This is a genomic window from Mesorhizobium sp. M0518 (assembly GCF_040321125.1).
GTDB lineage: Bacteria > Pseudomonadota > Alphaproteobacteria > Rhizobiales > Rhizobiaceae > Mesorhizobium.
The window spans coordinates 181,796-204,621 of sequence record NZ_JAMYQY010000009.1 but is presented as its reverse complement, the minus strand read 5'-3'; the positions used below and the strand labels follow the sequence as shown (position 1 = coordinate 204,621).

General features: G+C 60.4%; 24 protein-coding genes. 14 read left to right on the top strand and 10 right to left on the bottom strand.

The window, feature by feature from the left end; all coding sequences use genetic code 11:
• Positions 1-154: 154 nt before the first annotated feature.
• The 4 genes from NKI66_RS15665 to NKI66_RS15650 all read right to left on the bottom strand — a co-directional run bounded on the left by NKI66_RS15665 (position 155) and on the right by NKI66_RS15650 (position 4,781).
• A complete protein-coding gene (locus NKI66_RS15665) occupies positions 155-1,096 on the bottom strand; it encodes an ABC transporter permease (protein ID WP_352752157.1) in 942 nt (313 codons plus the stop codon).
• Positions 1,093-2,187, bottom strand: a complete 1,095-nt coding sequence (locus NKI66_RS15660) for an ABC transporter permease (protein WP_352752155.1) — start codon at positions 2,185-2,187, stop codon at positions 1,093-1,095. The genes NKI66_RS15665 and NKI66_RS15660 overlap by 4 nt, the downstream gene beginning before the upstream one ends.
• The gene (locus NKI66_RS15655) at positions 2,184-3,602 is read right to left on the bottom strand and encodes an ABC transporter ATP-binding protein (protein WP_352752208.1); all 1,419 of its coding nucleotides are present in this window, start codon (positions 3,600-3,602) and stop codon (positions 2,184-2,186) included. Before NKI66_RS15655 ends, NKI66_RS15660 begins: the two co-directional genes overlap by 4 nt.
• A 204-nt stretch (positions 3,603-3,806) precedes the next feature.
• Positions 3,807-4,781, bottom strand: coding sequence for a BMP family protein (locus NKI66_RS15650; protein ID WP_352752153.1), 975 nt, complete (start codon positions 4,779-4,781; stop codon positions 3,807-3,809).
• A gap of 224 nt (positions 4,782-5,005) precedes the next feature.
• Here NKI66_RS15650 and NKI66_RS15645 point away from each other — a divergent pair, with 224 nt between their 5' ends.
• From NKI66_RS15645 to NKI66_RS15630, 4 genes are all read left to right on the top strand, one after another.
• Positions 5,006-5,824 (top strand): amidase family protein, encoded by an 819-nt coding sequence (locus NKI66_RS15645; RefSeq protein WP_352752151.1) that lies wholly within the window; start codon positions 5,006-5,008, stop codon positions 5,822-5,824.
• Entirely contained in the window at positions 5,821-6,336 is a 516-nt protein-coding gene (locus tag NKI66_RS15640) for an amidase (RefSeq protein ID WP_352752149.1), read from the top strand. The genes NKI66_RS15645 and NKI66_RS15640 overlap by 4 nt, the downstream gene beginning before the upstream one ends.
• Positions 6,337-6,401: 65 nt before the next feature.
• A complete protein-coding gene (locus NKI66_RS15635) occupies positions 6,402-7,100 on the top strand; it encodes a DUF1989 domain-containing protein (RefSeq protein WP_352752147.1) in 699 nt (232 codons plus the stop codon).
• A 67-nt stretch (positions 7,101-7,167) separates the two neighbouring features.
• Positions 7,168-8,022, top strand: a complete 855-nt coding sequence (locus tag NKI66_RS15630; RefSeq protein WP_352752145.1) for a polysaccharide deacetylase family protein — start codon at positions 7,168-7,170, stop codon at positions 8,020-8,022.
• Here the strand turns inward: NKI66_RS15630 and NKI66_RS15625 are convergent.
• Together NKI66_RS15625 and NKI66_RS15620 are read right to left on the bottom strand one after the other, a co-directional pair.
• Entirely contained in the window at positions 8,001-8,921 is a 921-nt protein-coding gene (locus tag NKI66_RS15625) for a LysR family transcriptional regulator (RefSeq protein WP_352752143.1), read from the bottom strand. The genes NKI66_RS15630 and NKI66_RS15625 overlap by 22 nt on opposite strands.
• Positions 8,922-8,934: 13 nt before the next feature.
• Positions 8,935-9,948: a GntR family transcriptional regulator gene (locus NKI66_RS15620; RefSeq protein WP_352752141.1), complete on the bottom strand. Its 1,014-nt coding sequence runs from the start codon at positions 9,946-9,948 to the stop codon at positions 8,935-8,937.
• A gap of 129 nt (positions 9,949-10,077) precedes the next feature.
• Between NKI66_RS15620 and NKI66_RS15615 the strand changes: the two genes are divergently transcribed.
• The gene (locus NKI66_RS15615; protein ID WP_352752139.1) at positions 10,078-11,295 is read left to right on the top strand and encodes an ABC transporter substrate-binding protein; all 1,218 of its coding nucleotides are present in this window, start codon (positions 10,078-10,080) and stop codon (positions 11,293-11,295) included.
• Between the two features lie 86 nt (positions 11,296-11,381).
• Here NKI66_RS15615 and NKI66_RS15610 read toward each other — a convergent pair whose 3' ends face one another.
• The gene (locus tag NKI66_RS15610) at positions 11,382-12,044 is read right to left on the bottom strand and encodes an FMN-dependent NADH-azoreductase (protein ID WP_352752137.1); all 663 of its coding nucleotides are present in this window, start codon (positions 12,042-12,044) and stop codon (positions 11,382-11,384) included.
• 507 nt (positions 12,045-12,551) lie between these two features.
• Here NKI66_RS15610 and NKI66_RS15605 point away from each other — a divergent pair.
• The 5 genes from NKI66_RS15605 to terL all read left to right on the top strand — a co-directional run bounded on the left by NKI66_RS15605 (position 12,552) and on the right by terL (position 17,776).
• Complete coding sequence (locus NKI66_RS15605; protein ID WP_352752135.1) at positions 12,552-13,829, top strand: hypothetical protein; 1,278 nt, start codon at positions 12,552-12,554, stop codon at positions 13,827-13,829.
• Positions 13,826-14,203 (top strand): hypothetical protein, encoded by a 378-nt coding sequence (locus tag NKI66_RS15600; RefSeq protein WP_127291969.1) that lies wholly within the window; start codon positions 13,826-13,828, stop codon positions 14,201-14,203. The genes NKI66_RS15605 and NKI66_RS15600 overlap by 4 nt, the downstream gene beginning before the upstream one ends.
• A 299-nt stretch (positions 14,204-14,502) precedes the next feature.
• Positions 14,503-15,882: a site-specific DNA-methyltransferase gene (locus tag NKI66_RS15595; RefSeq protein ID WP_352752133.1), complete on the top strand. Its 1,380-nt coding sequence runs from the start codon at positions 14,503-14,505 to the stop codon at positions 15,880-15,882.
• On the top strand, positions 15,879-16,325 hold the full coding sequence (locus NKI66_RS15590; RefSeq protein WP_352752131.1) for a DUF5681 domain-containing protein: 447 nt from the start codon (positions 15,879-15,881) through the stop codon (positions 16,323-16,325). Before NKI66_RS15595 ends, NKI66_RS15590 begins: the two co-directional genes overlap by 4 nt.
• Positions 16,322-17,776: a phage terminase large subunit gene (gene terL / locus NKI66_RS15585; RefSeq protein ID WP_352752129.1), complete on the top strand. Its 1,455-nt coding sequence runs from the start codon at positions 16,322-16,324 to the stop codon at positions 17,774-17,776. Before NKI66_RS15590 ends, terL begins: the two co-directional genes overlap by 4 nt.
• Before the next feature lie 392 nt (positions 17,777-18,168).
• Here the strand turns inward: terL and NKI66_RS15580 are convergent, their stop codons facing one another.
• Complete coding sequence (locus NKI66_RS15580; RefSeq protein ID WP_352752127.1) at positions 18,169-18,399, bottom strand: hypothetical protein; 231 nt, start codon at positions 18,397-18,399, stop codon at positions 18,169-18,171.
• 1,411 nt (positions 18,400-19,810) lie between these two features.
• On the opposite strand from NKI66_RS15580, the gene NKI66_RS15575 reads away from it, so the two are divergent.
• Positions 19,811-20,110: a hypothetical protein gene (locus NKI66_RS15575; RefSeq protein ID WP_352752125.1), complete on the top strand. Its 300-nt coding sequence runs from the start codon at positions 19,811-19,813 to the stop codon at positions 20,108-20,110.
• A 412-nt stretch (positions 20,111-20,522) separates the two neighbouring features.
• Positions 20,523-20,696, top strand: a complete 174-nt coding sequence (locus tag NKI66_RS15570; RefSeq protein ID WP_023809614.1) for a hypothetical protein — start codon at positions 20,523-20,525, stop codon at positions 20,694-20,696.
• Between the two features lie 489 nt (positions 20,697-21,185).
• On the opposite strand, the gene NKI66_RS15565 is transcribed toward NKI66_RS15570, so the two are convergent.
• The gene (locus NKI66_RS15565; RefSeq protein WP_352752123.1) at positions 21,186-21,374 is read right to left on the bottom strand and encodes a DUF3606 domain-containing protein; all 189 of its coding nucleotides are present in this window, start codon (positions 21,372-21,374) and stop codon (positions 21,186-21,188) included.
• 111 nt (positions 21,375-21,485) lie between these two features.
• Here NKI66_RS15565 and NKI66_RS15560 point away from each other — a divergent pair, with 111 nt between their 5' ends.
• A complete protein-coding gene (locus NKI66_RS15560) occupies positions 21,486-22,349 on the top strand; it encodes an ATP-dependent DNA ligase (protein ID WP_352752206.1) in 864 nt (287 codons plus the stop codon).
• A complete protein-coding gene (locus NKI66_RS15555) occupies positions 22,349-22,576 on the top strand; it encodes a hypothetical protein (RefSeq protein ID WP_352752121.1) in 228 nt (75 codons plus the stop codon). Before NKI66_RS15560 ends, NKI66_RS15555 begins: the two co-directional genes overlap by 1 nt.
• Here the strand turns inward: NKI66_RS15555 and NKI66_RS15550 are convergent.
• On the bottom strand, positions 22,573-22,818 hold the full coding sequence (locus NKI66_RS15550; RefSeq protein WP_352752204.1) for a hypothetical protein: 246 nt from the start codon (positions 22,816-22,818) through the stop codon (positions 22,573-22,575). The two genes, NKI66_RS15555 and NKI66_RS15550, sit on opposite strands and share 4 nt — an antisense overlap.
• Positions 22,819-22,826: the final 8 nt, after the last annotated feature.

The following is a 22,826-nucleotide window of genomic DNA, read 5'->3' as shown; positions in this document are numbered from 1 at the left end:
TTGCCCTGGCCTGCGCACTGAAGGCCGGCGCCGATTGGCGATGAAATGGTGCAGCTCCGTGAGATGCCACAAAGCGGCGATGTCGGTGCGCGGACGAGACGCGGGCCGCACTCGTGTTGAGCCGGCCCGCATGGATCGCGGCGCTGTCGGTGCCCTAGCGGGCTTCCCGATCGAAGACAGTGCCTGTCGCCGCCGGTTGCCGAGTGCCTTTGTTGAACCACCCCAGGGCAACCAGCGACGCGGCGAAGGGCAGGATCAGAAAGATCTGATAGGGCACAAGCGGATTGGAGAACTGCAGCTGCAATTGTAGCGCGTCGCACAATCCGAAGAAGAGAGCCGCGACAACCGCACCGACAGGATGCCAGCGGCCGAGGATGATGGCGGCCAGCGCGATAAAGCCTTTCCCCGCACTCATGCCCTCGGAAAATATGTAGACCTGGCACAACACAAGATGGCAGCCGCCGGCCGCAGCGAAGGCACCGCTCAGTGCCAGGGAAACGTAGCGGACCGCCGTTACGTTGACACCGGCGGAATCAGCCGCCCGTGGGCTCTCGCCGGCGGCTCTCAGTCTCAGACCCGCCTGCGTCCGATAAAGGCAGATCGTGATGGCCGCCACGAGCACAGGCAGCATGTAGGCCAGCGGATCCTGATTAAAGAGGGCCGGACCGATCAGCGGCAATCCCGAAAGGTAGGGGACAGGCAGCGAAGCAAATCCGCTGACCGCGGTGCCGCCGCCGGCGATACCGAACATGGCGCGGGCCAGGAAGGCCGTCAGGCCAGCGCAAAGCAGGTTGATGGCAATCCCGGCTACGAGCTGGTTGACCGCCAGGCTGACGCACAGCAGGGCAAGCAGCAGTCCCGCCACCGCGCCCAGCAGGATTCCGGCGAAGAGCCCCGCGACCGGTGAGCCTGTGAGATAGGTGCCGGCCGCCGCCCCAAACGCACCCCACAGCATCATCCCTTCCAGGCCGACATTGTAGACGCCGCTGCGCTCGGCCAGCACGCCTCCCAGGGCCGCGAAGCCGATCGGCGTTGCCAGCCTGACTCCGGAAGCCAGCAGGACGGCGATCAGACCAATGTCCGGGAGGAAGCTCATGATTGTCGCTCCGTCGGGTTAACCTGGTCGGCCGGCATCGACTTGAGCCCGAATCCCTCGATCAGGCCGCCCAGAAGATCGCCTTTCCAGGCCAGGCTGGCGGCGACAAGGATGACGACCAGGCCAACAATGGCGTCGACGACGGTTCCCTCCACGCCGGCGGCCCGCTGCATCACACTGGCGCCGGATTTGAGCGCGCCAAGGAACAGGGCTGACAGCGGGGCAAAGGCCGGATTGGCGTTGGCGATGAAGGCGGCAACGACGCCATCGAAGCCGTAGCCGGGACTGAAAAGATGGAAGAGGCGATATTTCAAGCCAAGCACTTCGATACCGCCGGCTAGGCCAGCCAGCATTCCCCCCGAGGCCATCGAGGCGACGATATGGGTTTTCACATTCAGCCCGGCGTATCTGGCAGCCCTTGGGCTTTTGCCGACAATGTCGAGTGACAGGCCAGTCGCTGTGCGCGCGAAGATGAAGGCGATCACGCCTGCCGCGACAAGACCGAAAATGATTCCGATATGAGCGTCCGTCTGCGGCATCAGCAGCGGCAGCCGGTATTGCTCGGGAATCTCGTCCGAGTAGGGGTAAGGTGCCCCGCTGGCGATCATCGGGCCACTGACCGCGAAACTGACGACGTGGATGGCGATATAGTTCATCAGCAGGGTCACGATGACCTCGTTGATGCCCCGCCATGCTTTCAGGATCCCTGCGATGCTCGCCCAGAGCGCGCCACCCAGCATGGCGCACATAAGCGCCGTGGGGATTGCAATCATGGATGGAAGCGTGGGCAGGTGCAGCGCCGCCAGCGTGCCGAATAGGCCGCCTATGTAAATCTGGCCCTCGCCGCCGATATTGTAGACGCCAGCCCGCAGCGGCACCATGACCGCAAGCGAGGCAAGCAGGATGGGAGACGTTTTCACGATTGTGTTGGACAGCCCCCAATAGTCGAAAAGCGCCTCGTGAACGAGAGCGGCATAGGCCTTTACCGGATCGGCTCCCGTTGCCAGGATCAGGATTGAGCCAAGCCCGAGCGCCACGGCGACGGCCATGACAACCCGCAAGCCAACAAGTGCGTCGCGCAGTCGCGTCATTGTTGTTCTCCCACCGACAAGCCCGACATCAGCAAGCCGATTTGCTCGGCCGTCGCCTCCCCCGGAAGGACCTCTCCCGTGAAGCGGCCGCGATGCATGACAGCGATGCGATCGGCAACCTCTGCGACATGTTCAAGCTCCGTCGAAATGTAGAGGACCGCGACGCCGCGATCCCGCGCCTCAAGTATTTTTCGCTGGACGAATTCGATCGCGCCGACGTCAAGGCCCTTGGTCGCCTGCATGACGACTAGGATCTCGGGTCCGGCTTCAATTTCGCGCGCCAGGATGATTTTCTGCTGGTTGCCGCCGGAAAGCTCTCGCGTTTGCTGAGCGGGCGAACGGGACCGCACGTCGTAGCGTTTCATCATCCGCCGCGCCTGTTCAGCGATAAAGCGCGCATTGATCAGGCCCCAGCGTGAAACAGGCCTGCGACGAAAGGATCGCAGCGCGAAGTTGGTGGCAATCGAATGGTCGAGCACGAGGCCGGTGCCATGCCTGTCCTCGGGCACGAACCCGATCCGGGAGACCCGCATCCGCGCTGAAACACCGAGCCCGGTAATCTCCGCGGCGCCTGCGCGAATGCTGCCGGACTCAGGCTTGCGCAGACCGCAGATAATTTCGGCCAGTTCGCTTTGTCCGTTACCGTCGATACCGGCCACACCCAGGATCTCGCCCTGGCATATCGTCAGCGAAACCCGGTCAAGCGCCGTCAGTCCACGTTCGCCGCGCGCGACAAGATCCACACACTCCAGAACCGGACCTCCCGGCGCGGTCAGACGCGGAACCCGCACCGGCTCGACATCCCTGCCGACCATCAGTCGGGAAAGCTGCCGCACATCCGTCTGCCCGATGTCGCGCTCGGCCACCAAATGGCCGTGGCGCATGACGGAAACCGTATCGGCGACCCGCATCACCTCATCGAGTTTATGCGTGACGAAAAGGATTGTCGTGCCATCGTCGCGCAATGCCTTCACGCGTTCAAGGAACGAGTCGATCTCGTTGGGCGCCAGCACGCTTGTCGGCTCATCCAGCACCAGTATCTTGGCGCCCCTGTAGAGCATCTTCAGGATTTCCACCCGCTGACGCATGCCGATCGGCAGTTTCCAGATCAGTTGGTCTGGCTCGACAGCGAGGCCATAGCGCTCGCTCAACGCCGCGATTTTCGCGGAGTGCCGGCGCAAGTTCAGCGGACTGTGCAAACCACCGAGACCGAGAACGATGTTTTCGGTAACGGTCAGCGCCTCGGCCAGATGCATGTGCTGGTGGATCATGCCCACGCCATTGGCGATGGCATCGGCTGGCGACCTGAAGGAGACGGCCTTGCCATCGATCTGGATGCTTCCCTCGGTTGGCCGGTAGAGGCCGAAAAGCACGTTCATCAACGTGGTCTTGCCGGCTCCGTTCTCGCCGAGCACGGCACGAGCCGTCCCGCGCTCGACGGAAAGGCTGATATTGCTCAGTGCACTGAAGCCGCCAAACCGCTTGCTGATCCGATCAAGAACTAGGTACGACAATCACTTCTCCCACCTTGTTTCCCGGATTACCCACCGGTGCCGGCGCGACATTCGCGCAAAGCCAGGCACGGCCAGAAAGAGCCGGCCTGGCCGCGTTCGCGGCGCTCAGGCCGGTTCGATGACAAGATGGCCGGACCTGATCCTCGACATCAGGCTTGCAACCTCGGTGGCGGTGTCGGCGGGAATCTCGGACGCAAACGTCCCCAGCCGCACCACGTCGGGACTGTTGAAATCGTATCTGTAATTCTTGCCCGTCAGCCCTTCATCCCTGGCTGTCGTCAGCAGCGCCACGATCAGCGACTTCACATCAAGGATTGACGACTGCAGCATGATATCGGGCCACCTCGTGATGGCGTCGTAGTAGAGGCCGAACGCTTTCACGCCCCTCTCGCGGACGGCCTGCAGGGCGCCCTGCGTGGCGCTGTCCATTGTCGGCCATATGATATCCGCGCCCTGCGCGATCTGGTTCAGTGCCGCTTCCTTGCCTTTGGAGACATCGTCCCAGTCGCCGGTCCAGGTGGCGAACACCGCGCCATCAGGCCGCGCGCTCTTGAATCCTGCCTCGAAGCCGGCCAGCGTGTCATTGGTGAACTTGAACTTCTGCGCCTGGATCAGGCCGACCTTTCCGGACTTCGACAGACGTCCGGCAAGAAAGCCCAGCACATAGGCCGGTTGGCTGAAATAGAAATCGGCCGTGCTGACATTATCGGCGGCATGAAGGCCATTGGTGACAATGAAGCGGGTGTCGGTGAACCGGGCGGCCACGCGGTCGATCGCATCCTGGAACTCTCCGCCGTGCCCGATCACGTGGGTGAAGCCGCGCCGCGCGTAGTCCGAGAGAACCTCGACGTGATCCGGTTGCGTTACCTTCTCGCTGTAAGCCGTCTCGATGCCGAGTTTTTCGGTGACGACACCCATCGCCTCGTAACCCGACTGGCTCCAGCCATGGTCGGTGATGGCACCCGGCATGACGATCGCCGCCTTCAAGGTCCCGCTGGCCGCGAAGCCGGTGCGTGCCAGCAAAAGCGCCGGCGCCGCCAAGGCCGCTGTCGCAAGCAATCCGCGTCTCGTGATTTTCATCAGGTTCTCCCTCCCAGGAATTGCGCGGTCCAGCGATTGACGCTTCCGCACGCCGGCTACTAACCGTGTGGCGTGCCGGTCGCTCAAGTGAGCAGTTCTCAAGAGGGGTTGAACGGAGGGGGCCGGTGATTGCGCTCAAGCCCTCTTGAGGTCTTCTTACTGGCATCGGCTGCAAGCCCCGCCAGAAGTCAGCATGCGGAGGAGAAGAGAAGGATACTGGGACGTTGGCCGGACAGGCACGCCTGCTGATCGAGCATATCGAGACAGCGGACAGGCTCGTGGGGGCGGCACTGGACAAGGCTAGGGCGTCGACCGGCGTCTTCATAAGTTTGATGGAGGAAGCCGCGCTGGCCGAAGCCGCGGTGGCGACGCGACGAAGGTCCGCAGGCGCGGCGCTCAGCGATTTCGACGGCATCCCTTTCGCCGTCAAGGATCTGTTCGACGTCGTGGGCTCGGTCACCTCCGCCGGCTCACGTTCAAGACTGGCTGTGCCCGCCGCGCCGCGCGACAGCGCCATCGTGGCCAACCTGCGCAAGTTCGGCATGATCCCGATCGGCAAGTCCAATCTCAGCGAGTTCGCTTTTTCCGGCCTCGGCCTCAATCCCCACTTTGGCACCCCAACCGCGTCGGGACGGGAAGACCGCGTCCCCGGCGGCTCCTCCTCGGGATCAGCCATCGCGGTCCAGCGCGGGATCGTGCCGGTCGCGCTCGGCACGGACACGGCCGGCTCGGTCTGGGTGCCGGCCGCTTTCTACGGCATCGCCGGCTTTCAACCTTCACGCGGACGATATGACATGCGTGGGGTTTATCCACTGGCGGCGAGTTTCGACACTGCCGGCCCGTTGGCAAGAAACGCCGAGGACTGCCTTGTGATGGACGCCCTGATGCGCGGCGTCGCGCCGGCCAATACCGCCGCGCAGCATCGCTCGTCATTGAGCGGAGCCTGCTTGATGATCCCGGCCTCGAGCCGGCGGTTGGCCAGAATCAGCTGGCGTTCGCCGGCCAGCTGCGATCCGGCGGTTCGCTTGTCGAACAGCGCGTGATCCCCTCGATCGGCCGCGCCAGGGCCGCCATCGGCGAATTCGGCTGGCCCGGCGGCGCCGAGGCGGCGGCGTTTCATCGAGATCTGCTGGCATCGAAGGAACGTGAGCTCGTCGACCCGCGTGTCGTCGCCCGCCTCGAAATCGCGGCGGCGACCCCGCCGGAGAACATTGCCTTGCGGCGAATCCGGACCGGGTTGATCCGCGCACTGCGCCACGAACTTGACGGCGCCATCCTGATCCTGCCGACCGTCCCGCATGTTGCCCCGTTGCTGGCTCCGCTGGCCGGCAATGACGAATTCCTCGCCAGTCTCAATCCGCGGACATTGTCGATGACGATGATAGGCAGTTTTCTCGACATGCCAGGACTGGCCGTGGCCTCTGGAACCGACCCGCAAGGACTGCCGACGTCGGTGCTGCTGACCGGAGCAAGCGGCTTTGACGATGCGGTCCTGGCGGCCGGGCGGCTGGTGTCACGTGACCATGCGCCGACAGTTTTTCGTAACAGCGGTTGAGAATATCCCATTCGTGCGCGGGTCTCCGCAATGGCAAGGATACTTGCCATCAAAGGAGAACAATCATGGCGACATCCCGGGCAATGAGCGAACCCAGCATCCCTGACGGCCGCAACGGCACTGCATCCGCCAGGGTGTCCGAAAACGGCAGCCCGATCATCGGACACCTTTATGAAATTCCCGCCCGCGAGGGCCGCGCCGTCGTGGTTGGTGCTGGCCAGTCGCTCACCATCATCAACACCCACGGCTCCCAGGTCTGCGATTTCTGGGCCTTCAACGCGGCTGATCTCAACGAATTCTCGTCGATGCCGCACCAGCATGCGGTCGCGAGCGGAATCGGGTTGCGCGAGAAAAGCGCACTGGTGAGCAATGCCCGCCTGCCATTGATGACCGTAATCGAGGACACCTCGCCAGGCGTCCACGACACCGTCGTCGCCGCCTGCGACGTCCATCGCTATCGCCAGTTGGGCGCGCCAGCCTACCACGACAACTGCACGGACAATTTCAAACAGGCACTGCAGGCTATTGGCCGCCAGCCGGCCACGGTGCCGGCGCCCCTCAACATCTGGATGAACACGCCCGTCGCGGCCGATGGCTCGATCTCCTGGCTGGCGCCGGTCTCATCCAGCGGCGACCGGTTCGTGCTCCGCGCCGAGATCGACGTTGTCGCGGTCATGTCGGCGTGCCCGCAGGACATGGTCCCGATCAACGGCGCCGACCAGACGCCGCAAAGCCTGGCGTTCATGGTCGGCGAAGGGGAATGATCGGATGATCCTCAACCCAATCGCCTGGCCAAACGGGGCCCGATGCGCATGTTCGATATCGTTCGACATGGATGCCGACAGCCTGATCCACATCGCGAAACCGCGCGACGGTTTCAACCGGCTCTATCCCATCACGATGGGCCGCTACGGCCCGACGGTGGCGGTGCCGCGCATCCTGGAAACCTATCGGCGCCTCGGGCTGAAACAGTCGTTCTTCATACCCGCCTGGACGATGGAACAGTACCCGGACGCGGTGGAAGCAATCCTGCGCGACGGTCACGAGATCGGCCATCACGGGTTCCTGCATGAAGATCCAACGACCATCGCGCAACCCGAACAGCGCCACTGGTTCGAACGGGCGCTGCAGGTGCATCAGCGCATGACGGGCAGGAAACCGACCGGCTATCGGGCACCTGTCTACAATGTCACCCAGGGAACCGTGGACCTGCTTGTCGAACATGGTTTCAGCTACGATTCCTCGCTGATGGCCGACGACATTCCCTACCTGATGAAAACACCGGCCGGGGAGCTGTTTGAAGTACCGCCGCACTGGGGCAATGATGACTGGCCGGCTTTCGCGCATTTCGAGGAGATCGGCTATATGATGCCCGTGCGCTCCCCTTCGATTGGCCTATCGGCTTTCTTCGAGGAGTTCGAGGCGCACTATGAGGCCGGGGGCTTGTGGATGCCGGTCTGGCATCCTTTCCTGACAGGCCGGCTCGCGCGATGGCGGCTGGTGGAAAAGTTTCTCGAAAAGATTCGTGCCAGCCACAATGTCTGGTTCGCACCGCTCGCCGAAATCGTCGCGCATGTGGATGCCTTCCGGCGCGGCGGTGGCAATGTGCGCGTGGAGACCCTGCCCTATTATGACGGGCCGGTAGCGCTGATGAGCGATCGCGCTCAGGCGGCAATTCCCCTGTAGGTGTTGCCGAAGTCGGATGCTTCGCTGCGCAGCCAATCGGTGAACCGTCCAATGGTGCGCTTGGTCCTGCGCGACGGAACGAAGGCGACGCGGTAGCTGAAACCGTTCAGGTCGGGACCATCCATCCGCGCGAGCCTACCGGTTTCGATGCCTTCGGCGACCATCACGCTGGAGCACAGAAGTGGCCCGAAGCCGCGTTCCATGGCGTGCAGCGCAAGACTTTCGTCGTTGATCCAGGACAGCCGGCAGCCCTCCGCACCTGCCTTGCCGGCGGCGCCCAGCCACTTCGCCCAACTGGGACAGTCGATCGACCTGTTGTGCCATTGATAGGCGAGCAAGGGGCGCGACATGTGATCCTCGATCCTGGTCGAGGCACGGCCATCCGCCGGGATGGCGACCGCGGGCTGATAGACGTCGGTCAGGAGTGGCAGCGAGGAAAGCTCGTCGCCCGCCGGCATGCCGTATCGGATCGCGACGTCTGTATTGGCCGTGCGCAGGTCGACCAGCGCATCCGACCCCTCGACATTCACGCTCAGCCCCGGAAACGATCTTGTGAAGCGGGAGAGCCTGGGCATCAGCCAGCGCTCGGCGAAGGCGCGCGTCGTGGTCACGGTCAGCGTATCGCCCTGGCTCCTGTCCTCCAGTTCCTCGAAGGCTTCAGCGAACCGGTCGAAGCCCTCGCGCAAGACCGGGTAAAGCCTCTCGCCAAGCAAGGTCAGCGTCACGGCCCTCGGGGTGCGCTCGAACAGCTTCTGCCCGATCTGCTCCTCGAGATGGCGGATCTGGTGCGAGATCGCGGTCACCGTCACGCAAAGTTCCGATGCCGCGGCCGTGAAGCTGCGGTTGCGGGCGGCGGCTTCGAATGCGCGGATGGCGTTCAAGGGCGGAATCTTGCGCATGACTATCTCCTGTTCAGACAATTCGTTGCAGGTATGGCGCCACCTCGGGCTCCGGCAGGACCGAAAGAACCTTGAGCCGGTCCAGCGTACGGCGGCCTTCGTTGTGAAGATGGGCCGCATGGGAAGCCGCCGCGTCTTCGAACGCCGTCGCCAGCAGCCTGTCGATGATCTCCAGATGCTCGGCGAAAGTCGATTCGTTGCGGTAGATTCCTATGAATTGCGCAAACAGCGCGTCCACGATCATCGGCAGGCGGCACCCGTGCAGTATCTGGCTCATGCGCTTGTTGTCGAAGTGCCTCAGGCATGAGACGTGGAGATCCCGCTCGATGCCTTCGATGACATCCCTGGGTATCTTGCCCTCCATCGCCATGGCGGCCGAAACGGCATCGCGCATCGGCACAAGTTCCTCATGCCGCAGATGTGGCGCTGACTGTTTGAGCATGTGTGGCTCAAGCAGCATGCGCACTTCGCGATCGTGCGCGATTGCCTGTGCCGTGACCGGCCCCACAAGCCATGATGAGTGCAGGTTTTTTTCGACCAGACCGGATTCGCGCAGGCGCCAAAGCACTTCGCGGGCAACCGGGCGACTGACGCTGAAACTGTCGGCAAGCCCCTGTTCGTCAACCCGGTAATGGCCGAAGGCGATGGCGACCATTATGGCGGCCTCTACACTGGCGATCATCTGGTCCGCCGCCGGCTTGCCGTCCGGCCTGACCACTTCATCGAGCATGAAATCCTGCCCAGACAACCGTCGCTTTGTCAGCGGCGAGCCGTCAGGCTGGCCTGCGACGGCAAATCCGCGCCCGTCGAAACGCTCGATGAGGCCGTCATCGGCAAGTGTCCCCATTGCCTTGCGCACAGTGGCACGGCTCGTCTCGAAGACAGATGAAATCGGACCTTCCAGCAAGATGAGTCCGGGTTCGAGCGCGCCGGCTCTGATCGCGGACGCGATCTGCAGGGCGCAACGCCGGTACAGGGCGACGCTCGCCTCCTGCTGCTCTGGACTTTCTGAAACCGACGTCTGCATCGAACCTGTCGCAACGGGAGCGATCAGCCTGCTCCGTTTCCGCTGGAGCTACGTTCCCATAGAAAATGATGCTTGTAAACAATAGTCGTATTTTGCAGTATGGCGGAACGCTCCCGAGGACGTCCGATCATGCCCGCCACCCACGAACCGCTCTCCCGTCCCGCTGTCCTCACCAGACCACGTATCCTGCGGGTGCTTGGGACCGCATCCACGGTGCTGGAACCCATTCTTCGGCAAGCGAAGGCCGATCTGGGCTTCACGGTCGAGGGCAAGGTGCTTGATGGCAACATCGCCCACCAGGTCGGCGTCGTCGCGCCCGAGAGCTTCGACGTCTACGATCAGTGGTTCCACAATCTCGAATTCGTCTGGACAGCTCATTCCATCCGCCCGATCGAGCTCAGCCGGATCAAGAGGTGGAGCGAAATCGGCGAGCTTGCTCTCACCGGCAAGGCGGACGCAGCCCTGCCGCCGGTCCCAGGCGGTGGACCAAACAGGCTGCTTTACGTGCAGGGCGACGGGCGGCTCTCAGAAACGCCAGCCGAAAGGATCAGCATGCTGCCGCTGAGCCATTGCGCCGACAGCTTCGGCTATCGTCGCGAACTCCTGCCGGAGAGCGCTGATATGGGCGCGGAGAGCTGGTCATGGCTGCTCGACCCCGCCTGGAAGCGCGCGACATTGCAGAGCAATGCCTCCATCGGCGCCATCGATGCCATACTTGCTGTCCAAGCCGCCGGCCTGGTCCAGTTCCGTGACCCCGGCAATCTCTCTATCGCGGAAATCGACAGCCTGATGAGAATTCTCATATCGTTGCGCCGGCGCGGTCATTTTCCCCATTTCTGGGAGACGCAGGCACAATCAGCGGAACTGTTCGCAAGAGGCCGCGCCCGCATCGGCAGCATCTGGTCCTCGGCGCTGGTGTTGCCGGCACTGCGCGGCGTCGACATCAGGACGGCGGTGCCAAGGGAAGGATATCGCGGCTGGTTTGGCGGCATGTCGATATCGCGGCATGCCGCCGGGCCGGCGCTCGACATGGCGTATGAATACCTGAACTGGTGGCTGGACGGCTGGCCAGGCGCGGTTGTCGCCCGTCATGGCTATTACTTCTCGGCACCTGAATTGGTTCGCAGGCACCTGACGGCAGCCGAATGGGACTACTGGTATGGCGGCCTGCCGGCCGTGGACGATCTTGCCGGTCCTCTCGGTGACCTCGTCGTGACGCGGGGGCACATCAGGGAGGGTGGCGCCTACCAGGAGCGCGTATCAAGGATAGCGATCTGGAATGCGGTGATGGACGAGCACAATTACCTGGTCAGGCGCTGGCACGATTTCCTCAACTTTCGCCACTGACTTGGCAATGGCGAAGGTTGATCTTGTCCGCGGCCAGGCGGGGATTGCCTCCGCGACACGTTTGGGCGGCGGCTCGTTGCCCGGCCTCAGGCGGCCGCCTTGAGGCCGGAGGCGACCGAAGTGGCCAGCGCCCTTGCCTTCGCTTCGGCCTGTTCGACCGAATTCGCGCGCCGCTCGCCGCCGAATTCCTCATACTCCGCCGATATGGTGTGGATGTCGGAAGCGCCGAGATAGTGCGCGCATGCCGCAATGCCGGGGTCGAGTGCATTCATGTGCTGACGGATGCCGTCCTGGAACCCGAATTCGCCGCGCGAAGACACCACCACCAATGTCTTGCCGCGCAGGATTGGCTCGATCGGGAAGTCACCGCGCGCGAGATCAAAGGAGAACGTGCGTCCGATCCGCGCGATCTGGTCGAACCAGGCCTTGAGGGCCGCTGGCATGTTGTAGTTGTACATCGGCGCCCCAAGCACAATCAAATCGGCTTTCTCGACTTCATCGATAAGTTCATCGGAGCAGGCGAGCGTCGCATTCATGGCATCGGTGCGCGCCTCGGGCCTGGTGAAGGCGGCCGCGATCCAGTCCTGGGTCATGAACGGTGGCGGATTGGTGCCGACGTCGCGGTAGATTACTTCATCCTGACTGCGCTCTGCGAGCCAGGCATCCACAAATATCCTGCCAAGCCGGCGGGAGTGCGACCGTGCGACGCGGGCGCTCGAGTCTATGTGCAGTATCGTACGCTTTTTCATCGGGCCACCTGTGTAAGCTGAAGATGGCCGGGGTTACCGTGGTGTCCCCTCAAGCGCAAAATCGAACTGCTCAAGCGCCTATGAATTGCGCTCAACTGTGTCGAGACCGACAGGCTCTCCATCGGGATCTCAGCATGGCCGGCTGAGCCTTCCAGAAAGGAAGATCGAGCCCGAGGCTCTCCCGTCGGAAGCCGCAAGTTCCAATAGTTGATCGAATTTTCTTGATGTCAAACAGCTATTAGAGCCCTTCCGGATCAAATGCACCCGAGCATCACGGCGTCTCTGCAAATTCCAAATCACCTATTATGCGACGTAGGGCACATGTGCTTCGCCCGCGTCCAATTCGCTCGCCGAGAGAAAATGGCCTCGGCAATTCGAGTTGACTGCCGCTTCAAATCGAGCGCAAGTCCGTGTCACGAATGGTTGTGAACACCTGAATATAACCGAAATATCTTCGACGGTGGTTTCCCATTTTGACGACAAAATATTGGAGATAGCGACCCTAAAATGAGCGCTTTATTACTTTCTGCCTTTATTTCAACAGATGCGGAGCCACTGGCTCGTCGTTCTCTAACGCGAAATCCAACGCCTGCCCCAGGGCAAATGCCAATTTCGAATGCTCTGTCGCAGCATGCTTATGACGAGCGTTGGCTACAAGATTTGCTGTTTCGGCATCCCGAGTTGATCGTGGCCGACCGCCTTGAAGGCGGCTTCGGCGATGTCGTCCCCTTATGCCGGGAACTCGCCATTCCTCGTGCGGGCGGGACAGTGTTCGCGGATATCCTGGGCGTGGCCAGGAGCGGCCCGCTGATCGTTATTGAGTGCAAGCTTTGGCGCAACCCGCAGGCGCGTCGCGAAGTGTTGGCGCAAATCTTGGAATATGCCGCGCTGCTGCGACGCTGGAGCTTTGGCGATCTGACCGCAGGGATAAAGCGCAGGCTCGCAACCCGTGAGCCGAACCCGATCTTTGCCGCGGCGAAGCTTCGGTGGCCAGAGCTTGAAGAGGCTCCATTTGTCGATGCCGTGACGCGGTCGCTAAGACTGGGTGACTTTCAGCTCGTTGTCGCCGGAGATGGCATCCGCTCAGACACGCACGCGATTGCCGAGCATCTAAATTTGCAAGGCGCCGGCCTGGCCCAACTGACATTGCTTGAAATCCAGATTTGGCAAGCGACTTCTGGAAATATTGTCGTTGTGCCTACGGTGCCGCTGCGGACCGAAGTCCTGCAGCAGAGAGTTTTGGTCGACCTCGGCGGTATGCCGCTCTATTTGGAAACGCCAGAACCTATCAGCGCCCCGCCCGCTGACACCATGGAGAATGTTGTCGATCCCGACCGAGTAAACCGGCGGGGCATCAACCGCGCATTCTGGCAGCGGTTCATTGATGAGGTACAGTTCGACCACGCAGACCAACTGGCACCACGCCACGGCGGCGACAACTGGGTGAGAGTTCCCCTGCCCGACCCGCTCGGATGGCTGACTGCCTTTCGGTCGACTGGCAGCAGAGCCGAAGTCGGCCTGTTCCTGACCTTCCGCGAAGAGGATGGTCAGGCTCTCTTTGATGAATTCCACAATGACATTGCAGAATTGCGCGGAGAAACCGGCCTTGATTTGGTCGCGCGGCTGAAATCGGACAGGCCATTTCATCCGGAGTTGGGCGTGTTTAGGCCAAGGTCAGACTTCGCAGACGAAGGCCAGCAGCTCGACTGGCTCTGCCATGCGGCTAATCGCTTTGTTTCGTTGATCCGCCCAAGGCTCAGCCTGATGGCGGAGGCTGCCGAATGACAAGGCTGCTCAAATGGGAACGGCTGGCCCTGGAGGGCGACTTCTCAACCATGCCCGCGCCCCTTAAGTGGGATCAATCCGGCCGCTTCGCCCATTTCCTCAACGGGTACGAGGTCGCCGGAGGAATGGACGCTCTAGCCGGCCTTGCCATCGCAATGTCGGGGCAAGCTCGCAAGACGGGCAAATGGCAAGGCAGCGCGCTCGACCTTTGGCTCAGCCTGTTCTTCCAGCAACGCGCCCATCGCCATACCGGATCAGAAGACAATGACCCAATTCTCGACGAACTGTGTGAAGCGCTTCGTGTGGCTCTCAATCAACTGACGCCGGAAGAGGCCAAGGCATTGGCTCTGCGGCTCAAACAGGAGGCGCTTTAGCTCAGCATTTTGCGAATCAGCTTGCGACGCTGAGGTCGCTGAAAAAGCATGTATTGGTTCGGCCTAGATATAGGCCAACAAAATATTTTGTCGGCCTTCGGCATCACTTTTGCCGAGCGACAAAATATTTTGTTGCAATCTCAAGTCGTGATAACACAAAGAAAAATGCATTTAGTTCAAGTTTCGTTCGATGGATCCGAAGATTTGGTATTTTGCGCCAAGTCAATGGTCGCTATTCTCGGTAATTCTCAGGAACATACCGATGTCGGTCGTTCCTGGGCTGGCATTCAGAGGATCTCATGGCCACCAACATCACCACAGTTTCGATCCACGCACTCACCCCTTACCGCAACAACGCTCGCACCCATTCCAAGAAACAAATCCGACAAATTGCCGACAGCATCGAAAAATTCGGCTTCACCAATCCGGTCCTGGTCGACGAGAAGAACAACGTCCTTGCCGGCCATGGCCGACTCTCAGCAGCGCGCCTGCTGGGATGGAAGGACGTTCCAATCCTCTCGATCAACCATCTCAGTGAGGCGCAGAAGCGCGCTTACATCCTCGCCGATAATCGGATCGCCGAGAAGGCCGGCTGGGACAAGCAGATCCTGGCCATCGAGTTGCAGGCGCTGGTCGATCTCGACTTCGATGTGAGCCTCACCGGCTTCGACATCCCAGAGGTCGATCTGATCATCAGCGAGTTCTCGCCGGACAATCAGGATGATGAAGCCGAAGGGGACGAAGCGGAACATCTGGAGCAATCGGCGGGGCCAGCAGTAACACGGCCTGGCGATCTGTTCCTACTTGGCGATCATCGACTGCTTTGCGGCAACGCGCTTTCGGCAGAGCATTTCGATATGCTGATGCAAGGCGAGAAGGCATCCGTCTGTTTTACAGACCCGCCCTACAATGTTCCGATCGGCGGACACGTCAGTGGTCTTGGCAAGACAAGCCACCGGGAATTTGCAATGGCATCCGGCGAGATGTCCGACGATGAGTTCGCAAGGTTTCTGGAACAGTCGTTCTCACTGATTGCTGGGTCGAGCAAGCCGGGCGCTATCGCCTTCGTGTGCATGGATTGGCGTCATATCGCAGAGACCACATTGGCGGGTAAACAGACGTTCGGCGATCTGCTCAATCTGTGCGTCTGGAATAAGACTAATGCCGGCATGGGCAGCCTCTACCGCTCTCAGCACGAGCTGGTGCTGGTGTTCAAAAACGGGAAAGAGCCGCATCGCAACAACGTCGAACTCGGCAAACACGGACGTCACCGCAGCAATGTCTGGACCTACCGCGGCGCCAACAGCTTTGGCACGACGCGGATGGAAGAGCTCGAAGCCCATCCGACCGTCAAACCTGTCGCTCTGGTTGCCGACGCACTGCTGGACGTCAGCCGCCGCGGCGACGTCGTGCTGGACCCATTTGGCGGCTCGGGGACCACGCTACTCGCGTCGCACAAGACAGGGCGCCATGCACGCCTCATCGAGATCGATCCTCACTATTGCGATCTGATCATCCGCCGCTTCGAAAGGCATACGGGCAAGCAGGCAACGCTCGCCACCACGGGCGAGACGTTCGAGGAACTGTGCGAGCAGCGTGGCAGCCTCGAATCTTCCGACGCACGCGCCAAAACAGCGTCCGCGACCCCGGCGCCTGAAACTGTGGGAGGCCTGCTGTGACACGGAGAAAGAAAGCTGCCGACTACTCGATAGGCTACGGCAAGCCTCCAACTGAAACCCGGTTCCAGAAAGGAATGTCAGGCAATCCGAAAGGACGACCGAAAGGCAAAAAAAACATGAACACTATTGTACGTGAGACGCTCTTTGGGCCGATCCAAATCCAGCAGAATGGCAGGACGACGACGGTGACGGCACTCGAGGCCATCCTCCTCAAAATGCGCAACAATGCGCTTTCAGGCGATTTCCGGTCGGCGGCCCATGCTCTTCAGCTCGCATCACGTTGTGCCGAACTTGAGGAAAGCCGGCAACCCGATGCAGAGGTCGACGTGTTCGATCCGCAAACAATGGTGGAGATGATGCGGGATTATCTCGACCACAAGGACTCGCCAGAGAACGATACTGAAGCCCGTTCCAAGACCGGCGACGAGGGAGACGAGGAATGAACGCTCCAATCCCCCTACCGGGCCGACCATCCTCTTCGCCCGTTGCACCGACTGCCCTTCAGCTGCTGTTGGGCGCGGCCCGCGATGACTTGGCGACCTTCGTGGCGCTGGCTTTCTCCGCTGTCGATCCAGGTGCCAAGTATTTGCCCAACTGGCACATCCGCGCGATTGCGCATCAGCTCGAGCGCGTGTCAGCGGGCAAGTGCAAGCGCCTGATCATTACGATGCCGCCGAGATCGTTGAAGTCGGTCACCACGTCGGTCGCGTTCCCGGCATGGATTCTTGGCCGCGATCCGTCGAAGAAAATGATCTGCGTGTCTTATGCTCAACCTCTTGCAGTCAAGCACGCCAACGACTTTCGAACGGTCGTTAACACCGCATGGTACCGGTCGATGTTTCCGACCTTCAAAGTTAGCCCGCGCAAGAACACTGAAAATGAACTGCAGACCACGCTCGGCGGTGGGCGCCTGGCGACCTCGACCGGTGGTCAGCTAACCGGCCGCGGTGGCGACATCATCATTATCGATGACCCCTTGAAGGCAGATGAAGCGCATTCGGAATCGGCTCGCAATAGGTGCGCCGACTGGGTTCGCACGACATTGATGTCGCGCTTCGACAATCCCGCTGCCGGTGCCGTCGTCCTTGTCATGCAAAGATTGCATGTCGACGACCTGGCAGGCGTGCTTCTGGAGACTGGCGGCTGGGAGCATTTGAACCTGTCGGCGATTGCCGAGCAGAACGAACGCGTCCAGACAAGTGTAAATCGCTGGCACGATCGCAAGTTTGGCGACTTGCTCCACCCCGCGCGTCTGGGACACGCCGAACTGGACGGTCTAAAGCGCCTATTAGGATCACTCAACTTTTCCGCGCAGTACCAACAATCCCCTGCCCCACCGGACGGCAACATGGTCAAGAGGGTGTGGTTTCGCGACTACGATCCGCATCAGTTCGACCGTCGGTCGATGACCATCGTTCAAAGCTGGGACACCGCCCTTAAGGGCGACCCCTCCAGCGATTACTCCGTCGGAACGACATGGGCCAAGGACGACAACAACTATTATCTCCTTGATCTCGTGCGCGTCAGGGCAGCTTATCCAGACCTCATCAAGTCCGTCAAAAACTCCCTTTTGGAGCACGACCCTGACATCATCCTCATTGAAGATGCCGGCTCTGGCTCAAGCCTCATCGCCGACTTGGAAAGCCAAGACATCAGCACGACGGCGGTAAAAGCCAGAACCGACAAGGAAAGTCGGCTGTCACGCGTTGCCGCGATGATCGAAAACGGCAACGTCAATCTTCCGAAAGACGCACATTGGAGAGATGACTTCCTGCTTGAGGTGCTCGCATTTCCGCATGGCAGGCACGACGACCAAGTCGATTCCATGACGCAGGCGCTGATCTGGATGAAAGACGACAAGCCTACGGGGAGGTTCTATATCGGCAAATTTTGAAGTCCTGCTCCAAAATTTGGGCGCTTTCGCGAAATGTCAGCTTTGCGCCCACATAACGACGTTGAGCAGAACCCTGGCCCCATCCGAGGAGCGGACATTAAAGCGAACGGACGATGTAGCACGCCGACGCCGCTAGACGATCCGAGATACTGAGGTTGTCGGCTCAATGATCGCAGCTTGTAGCAGAGCGCGAAAGGCTACGGTCAGGACAGCCGCCGCGATCTGCACCCGGAGGGTTCGTTGCCACGCCTTCACGGAAATTATATCGCCCGGTTGAGAGCCCAACAGGTTCAATAGTTCCTCGGCGGCAGTGTCGATACGGCTGATCCCAGGGCGGAATCCCGGTCGGTCGGTTTTGACGTAGACAGGCGGGTTGAACCAACGAAGGGGCATCAGGGTTCGCGCACGTCGAACGCGACGAAGAGCTGCCAAATGGAGGCTGTATTAACGATCATTTCGACTAGTTGGCAGTCGGTTTCACGAAGGTCACGGCCGCGCTCGCGCACCAACGCAATGGTCGCCTTCACGGAAATTATGTCGCCCGGTTGATAGCCCAACAGGGCCTCGCGAACCAGCTCCTTGGCCGCTAGCTGCGCAGGCCAAACAGGTGCTTGAATGTCCATCCCATCCTCCCAGAGAGACAGAACCTCAATGACCCATTCTGTGGTGCACTTCCCCAAAAAGGCAAGGGCCGGAAACGTACAAAGCAGGTTCTGAAGGGCGCCAATCCCTTAGATCTGCGCCTTGCGCTTGAGGGCATTGCTGGGCGCTCTTGATCGTGCCAGCACACGTGCGGAGGGTCGGCCATTTCGTATCTCCTAGCGGTTTGTTCGGCCCTGTGAGAGCCTGGGCCACTGGTCGGATCGAGGGTCGTGCCGGTGATCTGCCAAACATTTACCCGGACGGAGAATGCTCCCCTTCGAGATGTGTAATCCGAAAGATCGTCGGGTTACGGTCGCAAAGCGCCGCCAAACTGCGCCCACAAGCGTTCGCATTCGCCATAGAAGATCATGGCTCCGCGAACATCGTATCCAAGCACCGAAGCGTTGGCCACGAACTGAATGGCCATACCCAAGGTGATGGGACCGATTTTGGCCTCAGTTTTAGTGGAGAGGTCGACCACACCAAACACTTCCGCATTGACGCCTCTGCCAGCCAAAACGGCCGTCGAGGGAAAGAAGCATTCGATTAGTCGCCCGTTGAAACGGCTCTACCAACTCTCAAAGGCAAGGTTCGCTCCCGATCACCCGACCTATCGCAGGTGGGGCGCCTTCGGCTGCAACAATCAACTGAATCAGGCGGCATCTCTCATTTCTGCGTCGTTGACGGGAAACTCCTGGAAAGACAGGCCACTCCGTCGAGCCCAATTCCGCTCAACATCGAGGAGTTCATTCTCACCAGTCAAGCCGTTCATAAACAGTCTGAGTACGTGTGCAGCTATGCGCTCACCGTCCTGCGAAGCAACACGTACACCGCGCTCTTTGCAGACCGCCCGACAAACATGGGCAAGCACCATAATATCGCTCGGCTCCAAAAACCGACCTGGATATAACATACCGTCCTCCGTGGGAAAGCTACATTGAGCTTCTGATTACATAGGGTCACCGGCAGCCACAATTAACTATGATAGTCGTTTACTCGACTCTGCAGAAATTTGAGCTGCCCGCCAAAACGCATCGGGCAGCGCCACTACGGCACCGAAGTACGGGCTATTCAGGTCACGCGAGGTACCTTCGAGCTTAGAATTTTAGGCAAGCTTCGCTTCTTCGCGTGAGAGATCCACCATGATCCGCAGGCAGTGCACTGTGAACTCTCCCCCGAAAGACCGATAGCAGCGGCGCAATTGTGTGGATCCGCGCTGTTTAGCCCATTCACTCGACGATGTTCAGGACGCTCGTTCTATGACAGCGACGCGCTTGGCCTCCCCTCATCGCTCCGCAAGCGGGGCGGGCGCCTTGATTAGTCATTTTTCTGGGAACCGTCGTTTCGCAGCGAAGTTCGGTACCGAAGGGACGTTCCGAGATGGAGTTGATCATGAAACAGGTTCTTTTCGCTTCAGCCATTATGGCACTGTCAACTGGCCTCGCCTTTGCGCAATCGACCACCACGACCACAGGCGGATCGTCGAGCTCGACAACCAAGACATTGCCGAGCACTACGACCGATCAGGGGACGGATTCGACCACCACGAGTGGAACGAACTCGAACTCCGCCAAGGACTGCGCTCCGGGTCAACAAACTGGTAGCGCCAAGCAGGCCGCGCCAGGTAAACAGGATACCGATGCTAACTCGGCTGCTCCTGGCCAGATGAAGAAGACCACGGAAGGCTGCTGACCTGCCTTGGACCTGTCCCAGGTTGATGCATAGCAGTCGATTCTCAGGATGTCGCCGCATTGGAAAAACCCGTCGTGCTAGGCCGGCACGGCGGGTTGATAGCAGGACCATAGTCTTGCATTTCGCAGCGAAGGTCCAAGCTGTGCCAGTTGGTTCTCTGCTTGTCCAACGGCCGTTCCTTTATATTAGTTAATCGATATATACGTGTCGTCGCCCGCAAGCTGTGTCATGTTGGTTCACCCTAGTGGCACCTGTTTTGCATCGCCCGCGACAGCAGGGGAAAACCAACACCCCAGCGAGTCCCGTTATCCCTGGGACGGCCCGCCGCTGCCGCGAATGGGGCGGCGGGCTTTTTTCTTATTCGGTGAAACGAAAGGTCATGCCGTAAGTTGGCCTCCCAACGGAGGAGCCGATGAAAAAGGAAGGCGATGGGCGTGTGGACAAAGGCAATCAGCAACTGCTTGCCCGACGTTTGTCTGAAGAAGTCGGCATTTCAGAACCTGAGGCGCGCGCTCTGATCAAGCTTATCGGTACGGACTGGAATTCGCTGCTTCGTGAAGCCCGATTCTTAAAGGAGCGTCATTAGAAGTCCGCCGCCTATTGGGGCGCCGGCGGCGGACCTGTTAAGCGGCTACATCCTTGGGAATCGACCGCTCGTAGGGTTAATGTGCCACTTGGAGGCCAGTTCCATGTAATTGCACAGCGGCAAGAGCATGCGACTTCCGCTTTATCCGGCATAGGCCATCAGGCGTAATTGTAGCGACGCCATTGTCTAGTATCATATGGGGCCTGGTCATTAGGCCCACCCTCGTGCCCAGCATGGTCGGCACGGTCACTCACTCGATCCTTCGGCTGCTTGATCGTGCCGACTACTGCCGACGTCTGCTACTGCCGGTGGAAAGAGCCGGTTCCAAGGGCTGGTGCCCTGGCAATTCATGCCAAGCGACTTGGCGTAGGTCGCGCATGTCGACCTGCTGGCCGCACGTGGGGCAGGTGTAGAAATTCTCCCGCTCGTCGGCTGGCTCGCCGCCGTGCTGCCTGCCGGGGATGGGTGGTCCAAGGTCGGATAGCTTGGTCATCTACTGCCCAGCGCTTTTGCTTCTCGTTCTAGCGTCTCACGGTCGTTGCCGTGCTTTTTGATAAGTTCACGCACCTCGGGGATCGTAAGCTGAAACTTGCTGGCGAGATAACCGACCTCGTACTCTTCGTCGCCTGATACCCGGTCGCGGTCCCGGAAATCACCCTTGCTCTTGTCGTCGGCCATTGGTGTTGCTCCTAGAGGTTGTTGATCCGCAACGCGCACCGGGTCGCATTGTTCATCCTTCTTGGAACTATTTTAGCTAAAGCTGATTGAATCGCGGGTGTGGGTCAGTTGATGCGTTTGAAGTTCATCAAGCCGATGGAGCCGGAGCTTGTTGACAACCCGCCAGAGGGTGACGACTGGATTCACGAAATAAAGTTCGACGGCTATCGCACGCAGATCATCAAGGACGAAGACGGCATCCGAGTGCTGACGAGGAGAGGGTACGACTGGACTGCACGCTACCAGATCCTTGCCGACCAAGCCGCCGCGATTGAAGCCGACGACTTCATCATTGAGGGTGAAGCCATCGTGGTTGATGAGGCTGGACGCTCCGATTTCCATGCGCTGCAGTCGGCGGTCAGCAGCCGCGAAGCCTATCAGGACTATTATCTCGTCGCCTTCGATTTGCTGCACCTAAACGGACACGACCTGCGCAGCATGCCGCTCGAGGATCGGCGCGAGATCCTGCAGGGAATGATCGAGGCCGGCGGCCGCATCCAATTCAGCGAGGCCATGCCCGGCACGGGCGACGCGGTTTACTACCTTGCCGACCAGACTGGACAAGAAGGCATCGTCTCGAAGCGCCGGGACAGTCTTTATCGCAGCGGACCGACGATGAACTGGCGCAAAATCAAGTGCTACGATGAAAAGGAGATGGACATCATCGGCGTTCAGCGTGATCCGGGCCAGGCGGCAAGGGTTCTTATGGCTGACAACGGCCGCTATCTCGGCACCGCCAACGTCATTTTCAAATTCGCCAAACGCAAGCGCCTGTGGGACCGCGTGCAGGGCAAGACCGGCGGTCCCGTGCCGAAAGGCCTGAAGAGAGACAAGGCGGAATGGCTGAAGCCGGGTCTTGTCGGCCGCGTGAAGTTCCTGAAGGGCGAAGAGCAACTACGCCACGCGAAGCTGCTCGATTACCGGGAGGAGGAATAATGGCGGTCGCCAAGAAAGATCAGGAGCGCATCACCTATGCCTGGATGTATGGCGCCCAAGCGCGCAAGGACGGTAAGGAGCGCTCAGTGCCGGAGTATTGGGAAGAACAGGCCGACGCTTGGCTGCAGGGTTTTGATGACCTTCCTTTGGCCGACGCCGGCAAGGTCAAGCCTGTCAGTGATCAGATGGAAGCGGAAGTTGATGAGGCCGGCGTCAGCGAGCATTAGAGCGGCTTGCCGCCGCGCATCATGGCCCGCGCAATCGCGAGCTGCGTTTCCGTCCTGGCGTTCTCTTTCTGCGTCATGTTGTCGGCGGCGATGAGCCGTTTCAACGCCCGCAATATCTCGCCCCGCGTCCATCCCGCCTCAATCATGCAATCGACAATCGCCTGAAATCCGGGCTCCATTGCCTCCTGGCAGTCAATTGCCCGGTCCTGATATTCGTCCTGTCTCCTGGGTGGATTGATCATGCGCTGCA

Bases quoted from the DNA above. Each gene is read 5' to 3' on its own strand.
- NKI66_RS15665 (WP_352752157.1), bottom strand. From the start codon at position 1,096: ATGAGCTTCCTCCCGGACATTGGTCTGATCGCCGTCCTGCTGGCTTCC.
- NKI66_RS15660 (WP_352752155.1), bottom strand. From the start codon at position 2,187: ATGACGCGACTGCGCGACGCACTTGTTGGCTTGCGGGTTGTCATGGCC.
- NKI66_RS15650 (WP_352752153.1), bottom strand. From the start codon at position 4,781: ATGAAAATCACGAGACGCGGATTGCTTGCGACAGCGGCCTTGGCGGCG.
- NKI66_RS15635 (WP_352752147.1), top strand. From the start codon at position 6,402: ATGGCGACATCCCGGGCAATGAGCGAACCCAGCATCCCTGACGGCCGC.
- NKI66_RS15630 (WP_352752145.1), top strand. From the start codon at position 7,168: ATGGATGCCGACAGCCTGATCCACATCGCGAAACCGCGCGACGGTTTC.
- NKI66_RS15625 (WP_352752143.1), bottom strand. From the start codon at position 8,921: ATGCGCAAGATTCCGCCCTTGAACGCCATCCGCGCATTCGAAGCCGCC.
- NKI66_RS15620 (WP_352752141.1), bottom strand. From the start codon at position 9,948: ATGCAGACGTCGGTTTCAGAAAGTCCAGAGCAGCAGGAGGCGAGCGTC.
- NKI66_RS15615 (WP_352752139.1), top strand. From the start codon at position 10,078: ATGCCCGCCACCCACGAACCGCTCTCCCGTCCCGCTGTCCTCACCAGA.
- NKI66_RS15610 (WP_352752137.1), bottom strand. From the start codon at position 12,044: ATGAAAAAGCGTACGATACTGCACATAGACTCGAGCGCCCGCGTCGCA.
- NKI66_RS15605 (WP_352752135.1), top strand. From the start codon at position 12,552: ATGAGCGCTTTATTACTTTCTGCCTTTATTTCAACAGATGCGGAGCCA.
- NKI66_RS15600 (WP_127291969.1), top strand. From the start codon at position 13,826: ATGACAAGGCTGCTCAAATGGGAACGGCTGGCCCTGGAGGGCGACTTC.
- NKI66_RS15595 (WP_352752133.1), top strand. From the start codon at position 14,503: ATGGCCACCAACATCACCACAGTTTCGATCCACGCACTCACCCCTTAC.
- terL (WP_352752129.1), top strand. From the start codon at position 16,322: ATGAACGCTCCAATCCCCCTACCGGGCCGACCATCCTCTTCGCCCGTT.
- NKI66_RS15580 (WP_352752127.1), bottom strand. From the start codon at position 18,399: ATGGACATTCAAGCACCTGTTTGGCCTGCGCAGCTAGCGGCCAAGGAG.
- NKI66_RS15575 (WP_352752125.1), top strand. From the start codon at position 19,811: ATGAAACAGGTTCTTTTCGCTTCAGCCATTATGGCACTGTCAACTGGC.
- NKI66_RS15570 (WP_023809614.1), top strand. From the start codon at position 20,523: ATGAAAAAGGAAGGCGATGGGCGTGTGGACAAAGGCAATCAGCAACTG.
- NKI66_RS15565 (WP_352752123.1), bottom strand. From the start codon at position 21,374: ATGGCCGACGACAAGAGCAAGGGTGATTTCCGGGACCGCGACCGGGTA.
- NKI66_RS15560 (WP_352752206.1), top strand. From the start codon at position 21,486: ATGCGTTTGAAGTTCATCAAGCCGATGGAGCCGGAGCTTGTTGACAAC.
- NKI66_RS15555 (WP_352752121.1), top strand. From the start codon at position 22,349: ATGGCGGTCGCCAAGAAAGATCAGGAGCGCATCACCTATGCCTGGATG.
- NKI66_RS15550 (WP_352752204.1), bottom strand. From the start codon at position 22,818: ATGATCAATCCACCCAGGAGACAGGACGAATATCAGGACCGGGCAATT.